Source organism: Streptomyces vulcanius (assembly GCF_042653945.1).
GTDB classification, from domain to species: domain Bacteria; phylum Actinomycetota; class Actinomycetes; order Streptomycetales; family Streptomycetaceae; genus Streptomyces; species Streptomyces mangrovi.
Map to the genome: position 1 here is coordinate 24188 of NZ_JBHSFK010000004.1, position 18198 is coordinate 42385.

19 protein-coding genes are annotated in these 18198 nt (G+C 71.0%); 10 read left to right on the forward strand and 9 right to left on the reverse strand.

The genetic code is table 11. The features are described 5' to 3' along the window. Positions 1 to 11 precede the first annotated feature (11 nt). Genes ACFPIH_RS07060 through ACFPIH_RS07070 form a run of 3 tightly spaced genes read left to right on the forward strand, consistent with a single transcriptional unit; the run spans position 12 to position 2379 of the window. Positions 12 to 506 carry a Zn-ribbon domain-containing OB-fold protein gene (locus ACFPIH_RS07060; RefSeq protein WP_381169279.1) on the forward strand — a complete coding sequence of 165 codons (495 nt, stop codon included), beginning with the start codon at positions 12 to 14 and terminating at the stop codon, positions 504 to 506. Continuing rightward, the gene (locus ACFPIH_RS07065; RefSeq protein ID WP_381169281.1) at positions 503 to 1657 is read left to right on the forward strand and encodes a thiolase family protein; all 1155 of its coding nucleotides are present in this window, start codon (positions 503 to 505) and stop codon (positions 1655 to 1657) included. Before ACFPIH_RS07060 ends, ACFPIH_RS07065 begins: the two co-directional genes overlap by 4 nt. A gap of 44 nt (positions 1658 to 1701) precedes the next feature. After that, the gene (locus ACFPIH_RS07070; RefSeq protein WP_381169283.1) at positions 1702 to 2379 is read left to right on the forward strand and encodes an SDR family NAD(P)-dependent oxidoreductase; all 678 of its coding nucleotides are present in this window, start codon (positions 1702 to 1704) and stop codon (positions 2377 to 2379) included. Positions 2380 to 2385: 6 nt separating this feature from the next. Here ACFPIH_RS07070 and ACFPIH_RS07075 read toward each other — a convergent pair whose 3' ends face one another. Further along, positions 2386 to 3030, reverse strand: a complete 645-nt coding sequence (locus ACFPIH_RS07075; RefSeq protein WP_381169285.1) for a TetR/AcrR family transcriptional regulator — start codon at positions 3028 to 3030, stop codon at positions 2386 to 2388. 145 nt (positions 3031 to 3175) lie between these two features. Here ACFPIH_RS07075 and ACFPIH_RS07080 point away from each other — a divergent pair, with 145 nt between their 5' ends. Then, positions 3176 to 3790, forward strand: coding sequence for a TetR/AcrR family transcriptional regulator (locus ACFPIH_RS07080; protein ID WP_381169286.1), 615 nt, complete (start codon positions 3176 to 3178; stop codon positions 3788 to 3790). A gap of 8 nt (positions 3791 to 3798) precedes the next feature. Here ACFPIH_RS07080 and ACFPIH_RS07085 read toward each other — a convergent pair whose 3' ends face one another. From ACFPIH_RS07085 to ACFPIH_RS07100, 4 genes are all read right to left on the reverse strand, one after another. Further along, positions 3799 to 5199 (reverse strand): dihydrolipoamide acetyltransferase family protein, encoded by a 1401-nt coding sequence (locus ACFPIH_RS07085; protein ID WP_381169288.1) that lies wholly within the window; start codon positions 5197 to 5199, stop codon positions 3799 to 3801. Next, positions 5196 to 6209, reverse strand: a complete 1014-nt coding sequence (locus ACFPIH_RS07090) for an alpha-ketoacid dehydrogenase subunit beta (protein WP_381169290.1) — start codon at positions 6207 to 6209, stop codon at positions 5196 to 5198. The genes ACFPIH_RS07085 and ACFPIH_RS07090 overlap by 4 nt, the downstream gene beginning before the upstream one ends. Before the next feature lie 5 nt (positions 6210 to 6214). Further along, complete coding sequence (locus tag ACFPIH_RS07095) at positions 6215 to 7219, reverse strand: thiamine pyrophosphate-dependent dehydrogenase E1 component subunit alpha (RefSeq protein ID WP_381169292.1); 1005 nt, start codon at positions 7217 to 7219, stop codon at positions 6215 to 6217. 96 nt (positions 7220 to 7315) lie between these two features. Further along, positions 7316 to 7771 carry a VOC family protein gene (locus ACFPIH_RS07100; RefSeq protein ID WP_381169293.1) on the reverse strand — a complete coding sequence of 152 codons (456 nt, stop codon included), beginning with the start codon at positions 7769 to 7771 and terminating at the stop codon, positions 7316 to 7318. A gap of 155 nt (positions 7772 to 7926) precedes the next feature. On the opposite strand from ACFPIH_RS07100, the gene ACFPIH_RS07105 reads away from it, so the two are divergent. From ACFPIH_RS07105 to ACFPIH_RS07120, 4 genes are all read left to right on the forward strand, one after another. Beyond that, positions 7927 to 9225, forward strand: a complete 1299-nt coding sequence (locus ACFPIH_RS07105) for an aromatic ring-hydroxylating oxygenase subunit alpha (RefSeq protein ID WP_381169294.1) — start codon at positions 7927 to 7929, stop codon at positions 9223 to 9225. Continuing rightward, the gene (locus ACFPIH_RS07110; protein WP_381169295.1) at positions 9222 to 10046 is read left to right on the forward strand and encodes an SDR family NAD(P)-dependent oxidoreductase; all 825 of its coding nucleotides are present in this window, start codon (positions 9222 to 9224) and stop codon (positions 10044 to 10046) included. Before ACFPIH_RS07105 ends, ACFPIH_RS07110 begins: the two co-directional genes overlap by 4 nt. Before the next feature lie 46 nt (positions 10047 to 10092). Continuing rightward, on the forward strand, positions 10093 to 11829 hold the full coding sequence (locus ACFPIH_RS07115; RefSeq protein ID WP_381169297.1) for a PEP-utilizing enzyme: 1737 nt from the start codon (positions 10093 to 10095) through the stop codon (positions 11827 to 11829). Positions 11830 to 11901: 72 nt separating this feature from the next. Next, complete coding sequence (locus ACFPIH_RS07120) at positions 11902 to 12228, forward strand: putative quinol monooxygenase (RefSeq protein ID WP_381169299.1); 327 nt, start codon at positions 11902 to 11904, stop codon at positions 12226 to 12228. On the opposite strand, the gene ACFPIH_RS07125 is transcribed toward ACFPIH_RS07120, so the two are convergent. Genes ACFPIH_RS07125 through ACFPIH_RS07140 form a run of 4 tightly spaced genes read right to left on the reverse strand, consistent with a single transcriptional unit; the run spans position 12211 to position 15197 of the window. Beyond that, positions 12211 to 13251 (reverse strand): NADP-dependent oxidoreductase, encoded by a 1041-nt coding sequence (locus ACFPIH_RS07125; RefSeq protein ID WP_381169301.1) that lies wholly within the window; start codon positions 13249 to 13251, stop codon positions 12211 to 12213. The two genes, ACFPIH_RS07120 and ACFPIH_RS07125, sit on opposite strands and share 18 nt — an antisense overlap. Before the next feature lie 4 nt (positions 13252 to 13255). Next, positions 13256 to 13471, reverse strand: a complete 216-nt coding sequence (locus tag ACFPIH_RS07130; protein ID WP_381169303.1) for a transposase — start codon at positions 13469 to 13471, stop codon at positions 13256 to 13258. 8 nt (positions 13472 to 13479) lie between these two features. After that, positions 13480 to 13806 carry a 2Fe-2S iron-sulfur cluster-binding protein gene (locus tag ACFPIH_RS07135; RefSeq protein WP_381169305.1) on the reverse strand — a complete coding sequence of 109 codons (327 nt, stop codon included), beginning with the start codon at positions 13804 to 13806 and terminating at the stop codon, positions 13480 to 13482. Next, positions 13791 to 15197, reverse strand: a complete 1407-nt coding sequence (locus tag ACFPIH_RS07140) for an aromatic ring-hydroxylating oxygenase subunit alpha (protein ID WP_381169307.1) — start codon at positions 15195 to 15197, stop codon at positions 13791 to 13793. Before ACFPIH_RS07140 ends, ACFPIH_RS07135 begins: the two co-directional genes overlap by 16 nt. A gap of 314 nt (positions 15198 to 15511) precedes the next feature. On the opposite strand from ACFPIH_RS07140, the gene ACFPIH_RS07145 reads away from it, so the two are divergent. Next, complete coding sequence (locus tag ACFPIH_RS07145; RefSeq protein WP_381169309.1) at positions 15512 to 16654, forward strand: substrate-binding domain-containing protein; 1143 nt, start codon at positions 15512 to 15514, stop codon at positions 16652 to 16654. After that, entirely contained in the window at positions 16639 to 18180 is a 1542-nt protein-coding gene (locus ACFPIH_RS07150; RefSeq protein WP_381169311.1) for a sugar ABC transporter ATP-binding protein, read from the forward strand. The genes ACFPIH_RS07145 and ACFPIH_RS07150 overlap by 16 nt, the downstream gene beginning before the upstream one ends. The last annotated feature ends 18 nt before the right edge of the window (positions 18181 to 18198 follow it).

Consider the following 18198-nt stretch of genomic DNA (forward strand, 5'->3'; position numbering starts at 1 on the left):
AGGGACGGAACGTGACCACCAGGCTCATCGACGAGTCGTTGTTCGAGAGCGGGGAGTGCGACCAGGGGAATCCACCGCGTCTCGTGGGCGCCTGCTGCTCAGGGTGCGGCACCGTCGTCTTCCCCCGGCAGGAGTCGTGCCCCAGGTGTCCGGACGGGGCGATGTCCATGCGGGTGCTGCCGGTGAGCGGGCGCGTGTGGTCGTGGACGCTCCAGGCGTTCCCGCCGAAACCGCCGTACCGGCCGCCGTCCGGCGGCCACCGGCCGTACCACGTGGGCTATGTCGACCTCGGTGAGGTGCTGGTCGAAGCGCGGCTGGCGGTTCCCCGCGGGGAGATCCGGATCGGACTGCCGGTCCGGCTCACCACGGTGCCCGCGTACGAGGACGAGGACGGAACCGAGGTGGTGACCTTCGCGTTCCGCCCGGAGCAGTTCCGCCCGGAGCAGTTCCGCCCGGAGCAGTTCCGCCCGGAGCAGTTCCGCCCGGAACGGGAAGGGGAGCGATGAGCCGGCCCGACGACGTGTACGTGGTCGGATGCGGGATGCGTCCCTTCGGGCGCGACGAGAGCGTCAGCGGAATGGACATGGCCGAGCGTGCGATACGCGAGGCGCTGGCCGACGCCGGTGTCGGCTGGGAGGACATCGGCTACGCGGCCGGCGGCTCCGACGTGTCCGGCAAGCCCGACACCCTGGTGGGCCGGCTGGGCCTGACCGGAGTGCCGTTCGTCAACGTGCAGAACGGCTGCGCGACCGGTGCCTCCACCGTGCTCGCGGTGGCCAACGCGCTGCGCGCGGGCGAGGCCTCCCTGGGGCTGGCGGTGGGGTTCGACAAGCATGAGCGGGGCGCGTTCCATGTCTCCGCGGCCCGCTACGGCCTGGGTGAGTGGTACGCCGAGACCGGCATGATGCTCACGACCCAGTTCTTCGCGCTGAAGACCCAGCGGTACCTGTACGAGCACGGAATCTCGGAGCGGGCGCTGGCGAGGGTCGCCGCGCGAGCCTTCCGCAACGGCTCGCACCATCCCCTGGCGTGGCGGCGCAAGCCGCTGACGGAGCAGGAGATCCTCGACTCCGCCGAGGTCAGTCCCCCGCTCACCCAGTACATGTTCTGTTCGCCCGGACAGGGCGCCGCGGCCTTGGTGCTCGCGCTCGGCGACCGCGCGTTCGACCTGTGCGAACAACCGGTCAGGCTGGCGTCGTTGGCATTCCGCACCCGGCGGTTCGGTTCGTTCGAGGTGTTCTCGCCCTGGCTGCCGCCGGGACCGCACCACAGCCCCAGCGTCGACGCCGCGGAGGCGGCCTTCCGCACGGCGGGGGTACGGCCCGCCGACGTACAGGTCGCCCAGTTGCAGGACACCGACAGCGGCTCGGAGCTGATCCACCTGGCGGAGACCGGACTGTGCGGCCACGGCGAGCAGGAGGAGCTGCTGGCCGACGGGGCCACCGATCCCACGGGCCGGATACCGGTCAACACCGACGGCGGCTGTCTGGCCGGCGGGGAGCCAGTCGGCGCCTCCGGGCTGCGTCAGTTCCACGAGGTCGTACGACAGTTGCAGGGCCGGGCGCCCGGTGTACAGGTGCCGGGTGCTCCCCGGGTGGGCTTCACCCATGTGTACGGGGCGCCCGGGATCAGCGCGTGCTCGGTCCTGACGGTGTGAGAGGCGGCGGGCGAACCATGCGGCAAGACGGCAGAAGCGCACTCGTGACCGGCGGGGCACGCGGAATCGGTCTGGAGATCGGCCGACAGCTCGCGCACCGGGGACTGCGGGTCCTGGTCGGGGCGCGAGAACGGGAGGCGGCGGAGGAGGCGTGCCGTGCCATCGGCCCGGCGGCACTGCCGCTGGCCCTGGACGTGACCTCCGCGAAGAGCGTCGGTGAAGCGGTCCGGGAGGCACGGGAGCTGACCGGCGGGATCGACGTCCTGGTGAACAACGCGGGAGTGTCCCTGGACGGGGAACTACGGCCCCCGTACGTCGATGAGGACATCCTGCGCGCGACCCTGGACACCAACCTCACCGGCGCCTGGCGCGTGGTGGAGGCCGTCGTCCCGGGCATGGTGGAAACCGGCTACGGCCGGGTCGTGAACGTCACCAGCTCCTACGGTTCGCTGTCACTGATGGACTCCGGCCGGCACCCCGCCTACCGGATCTCCAAGACGGCGCTCAACGCCCTGACCCGTATGCTCGCGGCCGAGCTGGCGGGCACGGGCGTGCTGGTCAACGCCGCCGACCCCGGCTGGACCCGCAGCGGCATGGGCGGCCCGTCCGCCCCGCGCGGGCCGCAGGAGGGTGCGGACACCCCGGTCTGGCTGGCGATGCTTCCCGAGGGCGACGGGACGACGGGCGGGCTGTTCGCCGACCGCAGGCCACTGCCCTGGTGAAGGGCTTCAGGTGGCCGGCTTCTGCTCGGCGGCGACGATGCGCAGCGCCAGCTGCCTGACCGCCTCCAGCACCGACCGTGAGGGCAGCTGGGACAGCGGTCCCCCCTCCGCCCGCAGCGCGGTGACGAGCATGGTCGTACTGATCAGCGTGCGGACCGCGAGCGCCTGTGCCGCGTGCCGGGCCTTCGCCGCGCGGGGGCTGCGTGTGGTGCCCTCGGGCAGATAGTCGTAACCACGCTGGATGTGCCGCTGCTCGAACTCGTCCCGCAGCACCTTGACGTTGCCGTTGGCGGAGGCGAACTGGACCTGGTAGAGCCGGGCCTCGTCCGGGTTCTGCTCCACCCACTCCCACACGGCGTCGATGACGCGGACCAAGCCCTCCGCGTCACCCGGCGCGGACTCCGGCCGGGCCGCCTCCACGACCGCGTTCAGCTGGTCGAAGACCCGGCGCATGGCGAGTTCGAGCAGCTCTTCCTTGCCGTCGAAGTGGTAGTAGACGGCCGTGGGCACCACCTGTGCCTCGTCGGCGATGTCCTGGATGCTGGTCTCCGCGAAGCCGTTGCGACCGAACACCCGCACGGCGGCGGTGATGATGTGCTGCCGCCGCGAGGGCCGGTGGGCGGGCTGCTTGCCGTTCTTCGTGGTGGCCATCATGCTCCCTGCCGGCTGCCGTGAACCCCCGCGTCCGTGGGCCCTGCGTACTGACCAGTGTATCCAGTAACTCCAACCGTCCGTCCGCGTAATTCCTGCTGTACATGGGAGTCCGGGACGCTCGGATCCCGGCATACTTGACACCATGACGACCTCCCGGACCCGCGCGGCTCACCGTCCCTCGCGCAAGCAGTGGGTGATCGAGGCAGCCACGGAGCTGTTCGCCACGCAGCCGCCGGACGAGGTGACGGTGGCCGACATCGCCGCTCGCGCGGAGATGACCTCGGCGGCGGTGTACTACCACTTCTCCTCCAAGGACCAGGTCCTGGCGGAGGCCATGCGGGCGTTCGCCGCCGCGCTGCGCGAGCAGTTGCAGGCGATCAGGGAGGCCCACGAGCCCGGCTCGGACATCGGAGCGGCGGTCACCACGCTGCTGGCCTGGATGGGCGAGCACCGGTCCGCCGCCACCGTGTTCTTCGTGTCGTCGGCCGGCATGAGCCAGGACGCGGAGGCGCTGCGCCAGGAGAGCCGTACGGAATTCCTGGACGAGCTGATGGGGTTGATCCGCAAGGCCCACGCGTCCGTCTCCGACGCCGAGGCGGCGGTGACCGGCCTGGGCCTGCTGGCGCTGCTGGAGAGCGCGGCGATCTCGCAGGTCCGGGGCGACGACGTCTACCGGTCGCTGGGGCACCGCTCCTTCGTCCGCGAGGTCGGCGATCTCGCGGAGCGGATCGCCGACCCGGCGGCACAGGCCTCATAGACCGCGGCTCACACCAGCAGGCGGAGGGGCTTGCTCAGCAACTCACCGACCGTGCGCAGATACTCGGCGGCGGGTGCACCGTCGACGGCACGGTGGTCGAAGGTGAGGCTCAGGGTGAGCACCCGCGTCCGCAGCGGCCGGTCGTCCACCCACTCGACGCCGTCCCTGAGCCTGCCCACGCCGAGGATCGCGACGTTGCCGGGGTTGATCACGGGGGTGAAGAAGTCGACGCCGTATCCGCCGAGGGAGGTGACCGTGAAGGTGGCCCCTTCCAGCTGGGCGGGGGAGATCCGCCCCTCGCGCGCGGCCTGGGCAAGGGCCCTCGACCGGCGGGCGATCTCGGGCAGCGGCAGCGCCACCGCGTCCTCGATCACGGGGACCATGAGGCCGCCCGGAACGGCCACCGCGAAGCCCAGGTGAACGCCGTCGAGCAGATGGATGCCGTCCTCCCGCACCGTCGCGTTGAGCAGGGGGTGTTCGCGCAGGGCGAGGGCCGCGGCCTTCAGCAGGAAGTCGTTGAGGCTGGGCACCGGCAGTTCGCTGTCGGCCCACTCCTCCTTGAGCCGGTCCCGCAAGGACACCACGGCGTCCATCCGCACCTCGTAGCCGTGCGTCAGCTGTGCCATCTCCTGGAGGCTGGCGTGCATCCTGCGGGCGATGGTGGCGCGCATCCCGGTGAGCGGGATGACGTCGCCGGGCTGAGGGGCCGCGTTCCGGCGAACCGGCGCCTCAGTGACGGCGTCGAGGTCGGACCGGCGGATCCGGCCGCCCGGCCCGGTGCCGTTCACCTCGGAGAGGTCGATGCCCCTTTCCTTCGCCAGCTTGCGGACCAGCGGCGAGGAGGGGGTGCCGTCCGGCGGCACCGGCACGACGAGGTCACCGGGGAGGGCCGCGAGGAACTCCTCCACGTCCTCGGAGACGATCCGGCCGGCCGGCCCCGTGCCGCGTACGGCGGTGAGGTCGACGTCGGCGGCCGCGGCGACCCGCCGTGCGTTCGGCGAGGACAGCAGCCGGCCGCCGGTGCCGTTGACGGTGGGGGCCGCGGCGGCACCGCCGGTGCCCACGGAGGGCGTCGCGGCGGCACCGCCGGTGCCGGTGAGGGCAGGCAGGGCGCCCGTACTCGTGGGCATCGGCGCACCCGCCGCCGCCTCCGGTGGCCGTTCGCCCTCGGCCAGCAGCCACCCGATGAGAGCCCCGGCCGGCACGGTCGCCCCCGCCGCGACCACCGGGTGGAACAGTCCCCCGGCCTCCGCCTCGACGTCCACGTCGACCTTGTCGGTGGCCAGCCGCAGCAGCGCGTCGCCCTCCGCGACGGCCGCGCCGGTGGGCACCAGCCATTCGTCGATCGTGCCTTCCTGCATGGTCAGGCCGATCTTCGGCAGCAGAACCTCGACCGCCACGTCGGTCACGACCTTTCGAGGAGGCGCCGGCAGCCCTGGGCGATGCGGGCGCGATCGGGCACGTACGCCTTCTCCAGGACCGGGGAGAAGGGCACCGGGGAGAAGGGGGCGCCGATGCGCAGGACCGGCGCGTCCAGGTAGTCGAAGACGGTGTCCTGGATCTGGGCGGCGATCTCCGCTCCGAGCCCGCCGAAGGTGACGGCCTCGTGCACCACGAGCACCCGGTTGGTGCGGCGGACGGAGGCGAACATCGTCTCGGTGTCCAGCGGCTGCACGGTGCGGGGATCGATCACCTCGATCTCCACGCCCTCGGCCGCGAGGTCGTCGGCCGCCGCGAGGGCCTCCCCCACCATGCGGCCGAGGGCTATCACGGTGACGTCGGAGCCCTGCCGCGCGGTGTGCGCCTGGCCCAGCGGGATGCCGTAGATCTCCTCGGGCACCTCGCTCGTGCTGCCGAGCAGGACCTTGTTGAGCATGACGACGACCGGGTTGTCGTCCCGGATGGCCGAGACGGTCAGCCCCTTGGCGGTGTACGCGTCGCACGGCATCACCACCTTGAGGCCGGGCACGTGCGCCAGCCAGGCCTCCAGGCTCTGGCTGTGCTGGGCCGCGGCGCCGAGGCCCGCGCCGGAGGCGGTGGTGATGGTGAGCGGCACGGACAGCCCGCCGCCGAACATGTACTTCATCTTCGCCGCCTGGTTGACGATCTGGTCGAGGCAGACGCCGATGAAGTCCATGAACATCAGGTCGACGACGGGGCGCAGACCCCGGGCGGCGGCTCCCACCCCGAGGCCGACCAGGGCGGCTTCGGAGATCGGGGTGTCGATCATGCGGCGGGGGCCGAACTCGTCGAGCAGGTTGTCGAACATGCGGAACACGCCGCCGTATCCGGCCACGTCCTCGCCGGCGACGAAGACGTTCTCGTCCTCCCGCATGGCCTGCGCGAGCCCCTCGTTGAAGGCCTTGACGTAGGTGAGTTTGCGCGTGGCGACGGCCTGCGCCTCGGTGGTGGTGGTCATGGCGGTCATCCCGAGTAGACGTTGAGCAGCAGGTCGGCGGGGTCGGGCAGCGGGCTCGCCTCGGCGTATGCGATGGCGGCTGCGATCTCTTCGCGCGTGCGCTGCCATACGGCGTCCAGTTCGGCGCGGGTCGCGGTGCCGTCGGCGACCGCCCGGGCCTCGATGAGGTCGATGGGGTCGCGGGTCCTCCACTCGGCGACCTCCTCGTCCGAGCGGTAGGGGTGCCGCAGGCCCTTGACGCCCTGGTGGTCGAAGAAGCGGTAGGTCTTGGCCTCGATCATCATCGGGCCCGCGCCGGCCCGGGCCCGTTCGACGGCTTCGGCGGCGGCGCGGTGGACGGCGACCGCGTCCATGCCGTCGACGATGACGCTGGGCATGCCGTAGGCGGCGGCCCGGTCGGCGACGTCGGTGAGCAGCATGTGCCCGGACTGCGGGGTGAACTCCGCGTAGCCGTTGTTCTCGCAGACGAAGACCACGGGCAGGCCGAGGATCGCGGCCATGTTGGCGCCCTCGTGGAAGGCGCCGATGTTGGTGGCGCCGTCGCCGAAGAAGGTCACGGCGACGCTGTCCTCGCCCTTGTACCGGGCGGCGAAGGCGGCGCCCACGGCGATCGGGACGCCGGCCCCGACGATGCCGTTGGCGCCGAGCATGCCGCGGGTGAGGTCGTTGATGTGCATGCTTCCGCCGCGGCCGAGGCAGGCGCCGGTGACCCGGCCGTACAGCTCGGCGTACATCTCGCGGAAGCCGACGCCCTTGGCCACGGCGTGCCCGTGGCCGCGGTGGGTGGAGGTGATCTGGTCGTCGTCGCGCAGGGCCGCCATCACTCCGGCGGCCACGGCTTCCTGGCCGACATAGAGGTGCAGGAAGCCGGGCAGTTTGCCGGCCTCCATGAGCTTTCCCGCCTCGGTCTCGAACAGCCGGATGCGCACCATGCGTTCGTGCAGGTCCTTGATGACCTGCGCGCTGACCTGCGTGGATTTCTTCGACGCCGTTGACGCTCGTTGAGCCATCGTCCGCCCCTTCGCCCGAGGGAGGTTGCCAAGCAATCGGACTTACTTGTGCCGGTCTACAGTAACCAGCCACGGGCACCTTACTGAACAGCGTCTCTAATTACTATGCCCCGGGCCCGGGTCGTGACCGCGCTCGTCCACCAACTCGACGACGTTGCCCTCCGGATCCGCCCAGAAGCTGATCCGCCGGCCGCGCGCCCGGACGACGACCGGGTCCGACAGGGGCCGGGCGTCCGCGGCCGGCAGCGCCGCCACCACCGGGTCCAGGTCGTCGAGGTGGAAGGTGAGATACGACAGCCCCGGACGCCCTGCGGGCAAGGGTGCCGCAGGCGCCGACACCGGGGCCGACCGGGGAAGGATCAACTTGACGCACCCCCCGGAGGGCACCCGCAGCCAGACGACCGCCAGCTCGCCGCCGAGCCCGGCCGGGCCGCCGATGGACTCGGGTACGCGTGAGCGGTGCTCGGCGCGGCACCCGATGACGTCGCAGTAGAAGCGCTCCATCAGCTCCAGGTCCCGCACCACCACACCCACCTCGAACGGCCGCGTCATGACCATCACACCCACCCCCACGGGACACCGAGTGGCAACTTCGACACTTTCTATTGACAGACCACACTAAGTCCTGTTGTGGTTTCGGACACAACCCAGCCGTCGCATTCCGAAGCCGGTCACCGGCTCGCGGCTGGGAGGATTGTGAGGACATCGTGGTCCAGACCAGTTCGCCGGAGGTTCGGGAGACAGGCGCCGAGCGCGGGTCGTCGGCCTCGGCCCCCTCGACCCCCGAATACTCGTCGTGGATCAGCCAGGACCGGTCCACCGACGCCGCGTCCGAGACGATGCGGCGGGAGGCGGCCGAACTCGTCGAGCGGGTGATGGCGCACTACCGCGACAACACCACGCACGAGGCGGACGGCCAGTGGACGGAACCCGTGGCCAACTACCTCGACGCCGACCGCTGGCAGCGCGAGACGGACGCCGTCCACCGGAGCGTCCCGCTGCCGCTCGCCATGTCGTGCGAGCTGCCCGGGCCGAACACCTACAAGGCGATCGACGTGCTCGGCATCCCCGTGCTGATCACCCGCGACCGGCAGGGCACCGTGCACGCGATGATCAACGCATGCCGGCACCGGGGGGCCAAGCTCCTCGAACCCGGCTGCGGGGTCTCGAAGCGGATCACCTGCCCGTACCACTCCTGGTCCTACGACCTGGCCGGGGAGCTGCGGGGCGTGTACGCCGAGAAGACCTTCGGCGAGGTTCCGCGCGAGGGCCGCAGCCTGGTCAGGCTACCGGCCGGGGAACGCGCGGGGATCGTCTTCGTCTCACTGGACCCGGCGGCCGAGCCCGACCTGGACGGCTGGCTGGGCGATCTGCTGCCGCTGCTGGAGGGCCTCCGGCTCGCCGAGTGCCACCACTACTCCACCAGCGCGCTGACCAGTCCCAACTGGAAGGTCACCCTCGACGGGTATCTGGAGACGTACCACTTCGCCTCGCTGCACCCGAAGACGGTGTTCGAGACGAACCTCTCCAACATGATGGCCCACGACACCTGGGGCCCCCACCAGCGCATCGCACCGGCCCTGCGCCCCATCGCGCAGGCGGTCGACCTGCCGCCGGACCAGCGGGACCCCGGGGAATGTGTCGGCCCCATCTACTGGCTCTTCCCCGGCCTCGCCATCGCCGGCGGCTGGCGCCAGAAGATCGCCGTGTCCCTGGTCCTCCCCCGGACAGCGACCGAGTCGGTGACCCAGCAGATCATCCTGCTGCGGGAACCGGCGGTCACCGAGGAGGAGCGCCAGGCCGCCGACCGGTTCGGCGAGTGGTTCCACGAGGTGGTCCGTGACGAGGACTACGCGACCACCTACGGAGTCCAGCAGGGCCTGAAGGCCCTCGACGGGACCGACTTCGTCTTCGGACGCAACGAGCCCGGACTCCAGCACCTCCACCGCACCATTCACCAGCACCTGGACAGGGGCGCCACAGCAGCCCCCGGAGCCACCAGGTGAGCAACCAACAAGACTCGCGGGAGAACACCATGGTGGCTACGGGCAGCCTCGACGGACGTGTCGCGGTGATCACGGGCAGCACGCGCAGTATCGGCCGCGCCATCGCCGAGGCCTTCCTGGCCGACGGCGCCACGGTCGTCGTCAGCGGCCGTTCGGAGATCAAGGGCAAGCAGGCCCTGGAGGAGATGGGCGCCGGGGACCGGGCCGTCTTCCACCCCTGCGACGCCAACAGCCAGGAGGACATCGAGGGCCTCGCCGACTTCGCCGCCGAGCGCTTCGGCAGGCTCGACATCTGGGTCAACAACGTCGGCGGCAGCTCCGGCTTCGCCCCGATCCACCAGCTCAGCGACGAGGCGTGGCACGACGCCCTCAACCTGAACGTCAACGGCTACTTCTACGGCACCCGCCGGGCGCTGCCGAAGATGCTGGACGGCGGCTGGGGCCGCATCATCAACATCTCGTCGGTGGAGGGCAAGCAGGCCAACAAGCCCGCGATCAGCCACTACATCACCAACAAGCACGCCATCCACGGCCTGACCAAGGCGACCGCCTTCGAGTACGGCACCCAGGGCATCACCTGCAACGCCATCTGCCCCGGCGCCGTCGACACCGACCTCATGCGGGCCGCGGGTCCCGCCGCGGCGGAGGCCGAGGGCATCTCGTACGAGGAGTGGCTGGGCCGGTTCGCCGAGCACGCCGCCACCAAGAAGATCACCACCGTGGAGCAGGTCGCGGCGGTCGCCTCGCTGCTGGCGAGCGAGGCCGGGGCGGGTATCACCGGCGCGTTGATCAGCGTCGACGGCGGAACAGCGCAGTGGTAGGCACGGGACGGGCAGGCACCGGCACGGACAGCGGGAGATCTCGGTCATGAAGAGCTGGATCACGGACTGGCAGCGCAGTGAGCGGCTGCCGCACTACACCCGGGCCAACGCGGGCGAGACCCTGCCGGACCCCGCCAGCCCGCTGGGCTGGACCCTGGTCTGGGGGCGGGGCCTGAAGGGCTGGCGGCACGGCTTCGTCGGGTTCGGCATCTACCGCGAGGAGGAGGTGGCCGGCCCCCGACCGCCGTTCGTCGGCATGTTCGGCGGCCACTTCTACCTCAATCTGTCCCACATGCGGCTGTTCGGCATCCGTATGGGCCAGACGGCGGACCAGATCGACGCGGCCTTCGTCGGCCAGCGCTCCGACACCCCGGTGTACGTGGCGCACCCGGACGACCAGGACGAGGAGCTGACCGGGAAGGCGGGCGCGACCCTTCAGCGGATGCTCGGCCAGGCCGGCTTCCCGGAGGCCGATGCAGACCGGGAACGGCTGCGCGCCCTGCGCCGCTCCCGACCGGACCTGACGCAGCTGTCCGACGCCGAACTGGTGGCGTACGCACGGTCGTTGCTGGACGAGGTGGAGACGACGTTCCAGCGGCACGTCGAGTCGTCGCTGCCCGCGTCCGTCGGACCGGCGATCCTCGGCCCGCTGTGCGCGAGCGTGGACCGCCCCGGCGCCATGCTCGACCTGATCGGCGGTCTCGGCGCCGTCGACTCCGCCTCCCCCTCGACCGGGCTGTGGACGCTGTCCCGCCAGGTGGCGGCCTCGGCCGAGCTGAGCGCGCTGTTCGACCGGGGTCCGGCCGCGGTGGAGCAGGCACTCGACACCGCCACCGGGGACGTGAAGGCGTTCCGTGACTCCTTCGAGGAGTTCCTGGCGGAGTCCGGCGACCGCGGCCCCAACGAGTGGGACATCCACGCGCTGTCCTGGGAGGCGGCGCCCGTCCAGGCGCTGGCCCTGGTCGACCGGATCCGGCACAGTCCCGACGGCGACTCCCCGGCCGCCCGCGCGAAGCGGCTGGCCGAGGGGCGTGAGCGGACGGCGCGGGAGATCCGGGCCGCGCTGCCCGAGGAGACGCGGCCCATGTTCGACGCCGGCATGCACGCCTCCCAGGTGTGGATCCCGGCCCGCGAGCGCACCAAGGCGAACTGCGTCACCGTCGTCAACGAGATCCGTATGGCCGTACGGGAGCTCGGCCGCCGCGGCGTCGAGGCGGGGCTCTTCGCGCGGCCCGAGGACGTGATGATGCTCCTGGACAGCGAACTCGACGACTATGTCGCCGCCCCGGAGTCCTTCGGCCCGGTGATCGCGCGGCGGCTCGAGGAGTACGCGGGCCTGCACGACCTGGAGCCGCCGTTCTTCGTCGCCGACGACACGCAGACGGAGATCGACACATGGGCGCGACGCGCCGAGGAGCGGACCCCCGCGGCCGTCGAGGGTGATGTGCTCGGTGGTGTGGGAGGCAGCCAGGGCACGTACACCGGCAGGGTGCGGGTGGTCACCGACCCGGCCTCGTGCGAGGCGCTGGAGCCCGGCGAGGTGCTGGTCGCACCGATCACGGACGCGGCCTGGACCCCGCTGTTCCTGGTCGCCGGAGCGGCCGTCGTGGACGTGGGCGCGCTCAACAGCCACGCCGTGGTGGTCTGCCGTGAGCTGGGCATCCCGGCGGTCATCTCCGTGGAAGGCGGTACACAGCGACTGCGGGACGGCATGGTGATCACGGTCGACGGCGACAAGGGCACGGTCACCGTGGACAGTGTGCCGGCCACGCTCGGCGTCTGAGAAACGCGTGGGCCCGCCGCTCCCCCTGACGGAGCGGCGGGCCCACGGCCATGACCGCGAAGGGAACACGCCATGGAAGAGAAAACGGCAGAGGAAGTCATCGTCGCCGGCTGGATGGACTACGAGCCCGGCGACCGCGACAGGATGCTGGAGCATCTGGTCGCACTGGGACACCGGACCCGTGAGGAGGAGCCGGGCTGCCTGGACTACGCGATGACCGCGGACCCGGGCGACGAACAGCGGATCCGCGTGTACGAGCGGTGGGCCTCACAGCAAGCCCTCGACGAGCACTTCGCCACCCCGCACATCAAGGACTTCCGGGCGGCCGTGGCCGGGCTGACGCGGGTCGGGGTCTCCTTGCAGGCCCATACCGTGGCCTCGTCACGAGACATGCGTTGACTCTCCCAGCCGCACCAGCATCTTGCCGACGTTGCCGCCGCCGAGCAGGGACAGCAGCGCCCCCGCGGCGTTGTCCAGGCCGTCCACGACCGTCTCACGCGCGGTGATCCGGCCCTCGGCGAGCCAGCCCGCGACCCGCTGCTCGAACTCCGGCCGCAGGTCGTCGTGGTCGCGGACGATGAAACCGCGCAGCGTCAGCCGCTTGAGGACCGCCTGGATCAACTGGTTGATGTCGGCCGAGCGCCGGTCGCCGCCGAACTGCGACATCATGCCGCACAGGGCGACCCGGCCACCGGTACGCAGCGCGTGCAGCGCGGCGGCGAGCTGTTCACCGCCGACGTTGTCGAAGTACACGTCGATGCCGTCGGGCGCCATCCGGGCCAGCGCGTCGCGCACCGGCTCGGCACGGTAGTCGGCGGCGGCGTCGTAGCCGAACTCCTTCACCAGCAGGGCGCACTTGTCCGGCCCTCCGGCGGTCCCGAGGACGCGGTCCGCGCCCAGCAGACGCGCGAACTGGCCGGCGGAGGTGCCGACGGCGCCGGCCGCCGCCGACACGAGGACGGTGTCGCCCGGACGCAGCTGAGCGATCCGGGTCAGGCCCACGTACGCGGTGAACCCGGTCTGGCCGAGCAGGCCCAACCAGGTCGGCAGCGGGGCGAGTCGGGGGTCGATGCGGCCCGCGCCGTCGGTGTGCGCCGCGTCCAGCACGGCCCGCTCCCGCCAGCCGAGCTGATGGCGTACGTACGTGCCCGGCGGCACCGAGGCACAGCGGCTCTCCTCCACGACACCGAGGGCACGGCCGTCGAGCGGCGAACCCGGCGTGAAGTTGTGCGTGTAGTGCTTCTCGGTGCTCTCCAGGCGCCCGCGCATGGACGGGTCGACGCTCATGTAGAGGTTGCGCACGAGCAGTTGCCCCTCCCCCAGGGGCGGCAGCGGGCGTTCCTCGACGGCGAAGTCACCGGGGAGCGGTTCCCCGTCGGGCCGGCGCACCAGGCAGACCACCCGGGTGGTACGAGGCGTCACGGTGTCACCGCTCCGGCTGCGGGGGCGTACGCCGCTGGGCGAGGCGGCCCACCCAGCCGGCCATCTGGAGGTCCGCGTGGCGCAGTTCGCCCGACTGCCACCGGGCCTGGAAGTCGAAGACGCCCTGCGCCCCGGTCCCGGGATCGGTCACCTCGACCAGTCCGTCCTCGGTGAGCCGGTACACATGCCCGGTCAGTGGGTGGATCACTTGCTTGGCCATGGAGGGCCTCACTCCTGCACTCGGCGGCGCACGCCGCGCTTGGTCACGGTCACCGGGCCCTCGACCCTGAGCCGGCAGGCGAGCCGGGTCAGGCCGTCCACCGGCCTGCGCAGGGCCTCGATGCCCTCGCGTTCCAGCGGGCCCACCGGGGAACAGTTCTCGGCGCCCTCCTCCACCTGGACGAAGCAGGTACGGCAGGTGCCCTTGCCGCCGCAGACGGTGGGCCAGCGGTAGCCGAGCCGCTGGGCGGCGGTGAACAGGTCCTCGCCGTCGAGGACTTCGAGCTCGACGCCCAGGGGCCCGACCGCCACCCGGTGGGTCACTTCTCCATCCACTGGTCGAGCGTCCGGTTGAAGTGGCGGATGCGGCTCTCCTGGTAGTTGGCCAGGGTGATGCCCGGCTTGCGCATCGCCTTCAGGCCCTGCTGGACGTAGGGCAGGTTCTCGCAGTCCTGGTCGAAGACCGGCCCGAGCACACCCAGTTCGGGGATGTCGGCGAAGAGCATGTCCTCCGGCACCCAGCGGATCTTCGCCGGGGGCGGCGTCTCGCCGGGCTGCTTCGGGGACGACATGAAGATGATCTCGGCTGTGCAGGAGTCGGGGTCGAGGCCGTTGGGCCGGAACCGGTAGATGATGTTCGACTTGGCGCCGCCCCAGGGGTTGAAGTTGGGGAACAGCAAGTAGTTGATGGCGTCCAGCAGTTCGGTGTCCGGGGTCTCCGAGAAGTCCTGCTGCGCGGTGGCCGCCAGTTGGGCGCGCATCCGCTCGGCGAGCACCTGACGGGCGGTGCCGCCAGGCGGGATCGCCGGCATTTCGTCGCCCTCCTGCATCACCAGGTCACGGCCCTGGGCGGCGGCGTAGAACGCGCGCGAGTCGTAGAAGGTCGCCAGGACGTCCTCCTCCGTGACGGAGTCCGCCACGTGCGGGCTGGGCGCGCCCTGGATGTTGATCATCCGGTTCCAGTTCGGCTGGTCCGCCATGACGTCGTACTGCGAGTTGGCGTCGGCGAGCCACGGCAGCATCTGCGGGTGGGTGGCGATCACATGGAAGGACTCGATGAACGCGTCCTGTGCGATCTTCCAGTTGCAGGGCAGCACCTTCCCGATGTGCAGCGACTTGTAGCGCTTCTCCAGCGGCCAGATGTAGTAGTCGTCGAAGGTGCCCCGGTAGCTGTCGAAGGACTCGGCGCAGGGGTCCATGTTGATGAAGACGAAGCCGCGCCAGGTGGCCACCCGGGCCTCGGGAAGCGCGAACTTCTCCGGGGTCACGTGCGGGAAGTCCCAGGCGCACGGCGGAGTCCGCATCGTGCCGTCGAGGTTCCAGGCGAAGCCGTGGAACGAGCAGCGGAACTCGCTGACGTTGCCGCCGCCGGTGCGCAGTTTGCGTCCGCGGTGCAGGCAGACGTTGACGAAGGCGCGGATCTCGCCGGGGGCCGTGCGGACGACGATCAGGGAGTCGTCGCCGATCTCGTAGACCTCGTGGTCGCCGACCTCGGGAATCTCGCTCTCCAGGCAGGCGAACTGCCACACGCGCCGCCAGACCTGCCGCATCTCGCGTTCGGCCCACTCGCGGGAGGTGAAACGGGCGTGGTCGATGTCCTCGCTGCCGAGGTGGTCGTTGCGCTCGAACCTCAGGGCGGGGGGAACGGGGCGGCTGTCCTGGTCGAGGTAGTCCTGGACGCTGGGCCCGGGGCACCGCGCAGTGGCCGGCTCCGACGTTTCGTCCATCATCTCTCCTCCGGCAGAAACTTTATAGCGAGTGTAGTTACCAGTCACGGCTGGGAGCAACACTCACGCCGGCGAACGAACCCGCACCTTCCGAGGTCACCGCGCGATTCAACCGTGAGTCTGGAACTTTTTGCGGCGACCCTCTCCCCAAGCCCGCTGCGGCATGTCACACTCCGACCCACTTGAGGCTGTAGTGCCTCATAAGTTTCTCCGTAGGTTCCTGAATCGATCCGCCTGACCGGAGCCGACCGCCGTGGACGCGAGAGCGACGCCGGTCGCGGCAAGCAGGCGTCACACCACGGGAGTACTCAACGATGAGTTCCAGACCCCGTCGCGCGGTCCGCCGCGCTCTCACCTCGATCGTCCCCGTCACCGCCCTGCTCGCCCTGGCGGCGTGCGGCACCGACACGACCCCGGCCGCCGACTCCGCCAAAGCGGCCGCCTCGGACTCCCCCGGCCTGGTCGCCGCCCGCAAGGTCGTGGAGAAGTACTCCGAGCACCCGGCCCGGATCCCGGTCACCGAACCGGTGGGCGAGAAGATCCCCTCGGACAAGACGATCGACTTCATTCTGTGCGGCGTGCAGTCCTGCCAGGACCTGGCCAACTTCTTCACCGCGGGCGCCAACCAGCTCGGCTGGAAGGTGAAGCAGATCGCCACCCAGGGCACGCCCGAGTCCGTCCAGTCCGCCTACGAACAGGCGCTGCGCGACAAGCCGGACGCCGTCGTCTCCTCCGGATTCCCGCGCGCGGTGTACGCCAAGCAGCTGGCGAAGCTCAAGGCGGCGGGTATCCCCGTCATCCAGTCGAACGCCGACGACGTGGTGGGCGACGGCCTCTCCCTGCTCAAGAACGGGCCCGAAGACGTCGCCGTCCAGGGCGAGATGCTCGCCTCGTGGGTGGTGTCCGACAGCGGCGGACAGGCCGACACCGTCTACTTCGACCTGCCCGCCTACACCATCCTCAAGCCCGTCAAGGACACGTTCGCGGCCAAGTACAAGGAGTGGTGCGAGGGCTGCGGGCTGGACGCCGTCGACGTGCCGATCACCTCGATCGGCAAGGACATGCCGGACCGGGTGGTGTCGTACCTCCGTTCGCACCCGAAGGTGACCCACGTCGTCTTCTCGCTGGGCCTGCTCAACGTGGGCGTCCCGGCCGCGCTGAAGACCGCCGGCATCACCGGCAGGCACATCGCCGTGAACGTCGGTGACGCGCAGAACTACCAGTACATCGAGAGCGGCCTCAGCGACGCGGCGATGGCACTGAACTCGCACGAGGCCGCGTGGCTCCAGGTCGACGCGCTGGCCCGCCACTTCACCGGCCAGTCCATGGACGTGGACCAGAAGGCGGTGCTGCCCAACATGCTGATCACCAAGGACAACCTCCCGAAGGCCATCGGTGACTTCCCGCTCGTCGAGGACTACGAGGCGCAGTTCAAGGCGCTGTGGGGACTGAGTTGACCGGGCCGGTGCTGCGGGTGGCCGCCCTGTCGAAGAGATTCGGCGGCACCCAGGCCCTGAAGGACGTCGATCTCGAGGTGTCGCCCGGTGAGATCCACGCCCTGATCGGGCCCAACGGCTCGGGCAAGTCCACCCTCATCAAGATCCTCGCCGGCTACCACCACGCGGAGCCGGGTGCGGTGGCCGAACTCGACGGCGAGCCCTTCGACCTCGGCCATGTCACGGCCTCCCGCCACGACCGGCTGCGCTTCGTCCACCAGGAGCTGGGGCTGGTGGGCGAGCTGAGCGCCATCGACAACCTCGCGCTCAGTCACGGCTTCGCCCGCACGGCCTTCGGCAACATCCGGTGGCCGGAGATGGAGCGGCGGACGAGTGCCCTCGTCGAACGGTTCGGCCTCGGCATCGACGTGCGCCGGCCGCTGGCGACGGCGACCCCCGTCCAGCGCACGGTGGTGGCCATCGCCGCCGCGCTGCAGGGCTGGGAGGGCCGCCGCGGTGTCCTGGTGCTCGACGAGCCCACCGCCGTGCTGCCGCCCGGCGAGGTGGCCCGCCTGTTCGACATCGTGCGGGAGGTCCGTGACGCCGGCGCCGGCGTGCTGTACGTCTCGCACCGGATGGACGAGATCTTCGCGCTCGCCGACCGGGTCACCGTGATCCGCGGCGGACGCCGGATCGCCACGCGCCAGGTCGCCGAACTCACTCCGCGTTCGCTGGCGGAGCTGATGGCGGGCGAGGAGACGGAGACCGATCACCGTCCCACGCCTCCCTCCCGCCCTTCCGGCCCTGCCGACCCCGTGCTGGAGGTCCGCGACCTGTGGGCCGGGCCACTGCGGGGAGTCGGCTTCGACCTGGCCAGGGGCGAGCGCCTGGGCGTCACCGGTCTGGTCGGCTCCGGCCACGAGCTCGTGCCGTACGCGGTGTGCGGGGCCCATGCCGGGCGGGTCAGCGGCAGGCTGCGGCTGCCGGAACGCTCCGAGCGGTGGACCGAGGCGCGTGACGCCGACGGCCTGGGCCTTCCCCTGGTCCCGGCGGACCGGGCCGGCGAGGGAGTGATCGGCGATTTCTCGGTCGGCGAGAACCTCACCCTGCCGCTCCTGGACCGGCTGCGCGCCCGTTCCGGGCGGCTGCGCCGACGCCGCGAGTCCACCCTGGCGGAGGACTGGATCCGGCGGGTCGGCGTGCGTACGGGCGACCGCCGTCCAGCCGGCGCCAGGATCACCACGCTGAGCGGCGGCAACCAGCAGAAGGTCGTCATGGCCCGCTGTCTGGCCCAGCGTCCGCCGGTGCTGATGCTGTGCGAGCCCACGGCGGGCGTGGACATCGCCACCCGGCTGCAGCTGTACGACCTGATAGAGCGCCAGGCGGACGAGGGCATGGGCGTCATCGTGTCCTCCTCCGACACCCAGGACCTGCTCTCGCTGTGTACCCGCGTCCTGGTGGTACGGGACGGCCGGATCGCACGGGAGATCAGCGGCCGGGACATCACCGAGTCCGCGCTCGTGCACGCCATGGAAGGAACCGAGTGATAAGCCCTGGAAGGAACC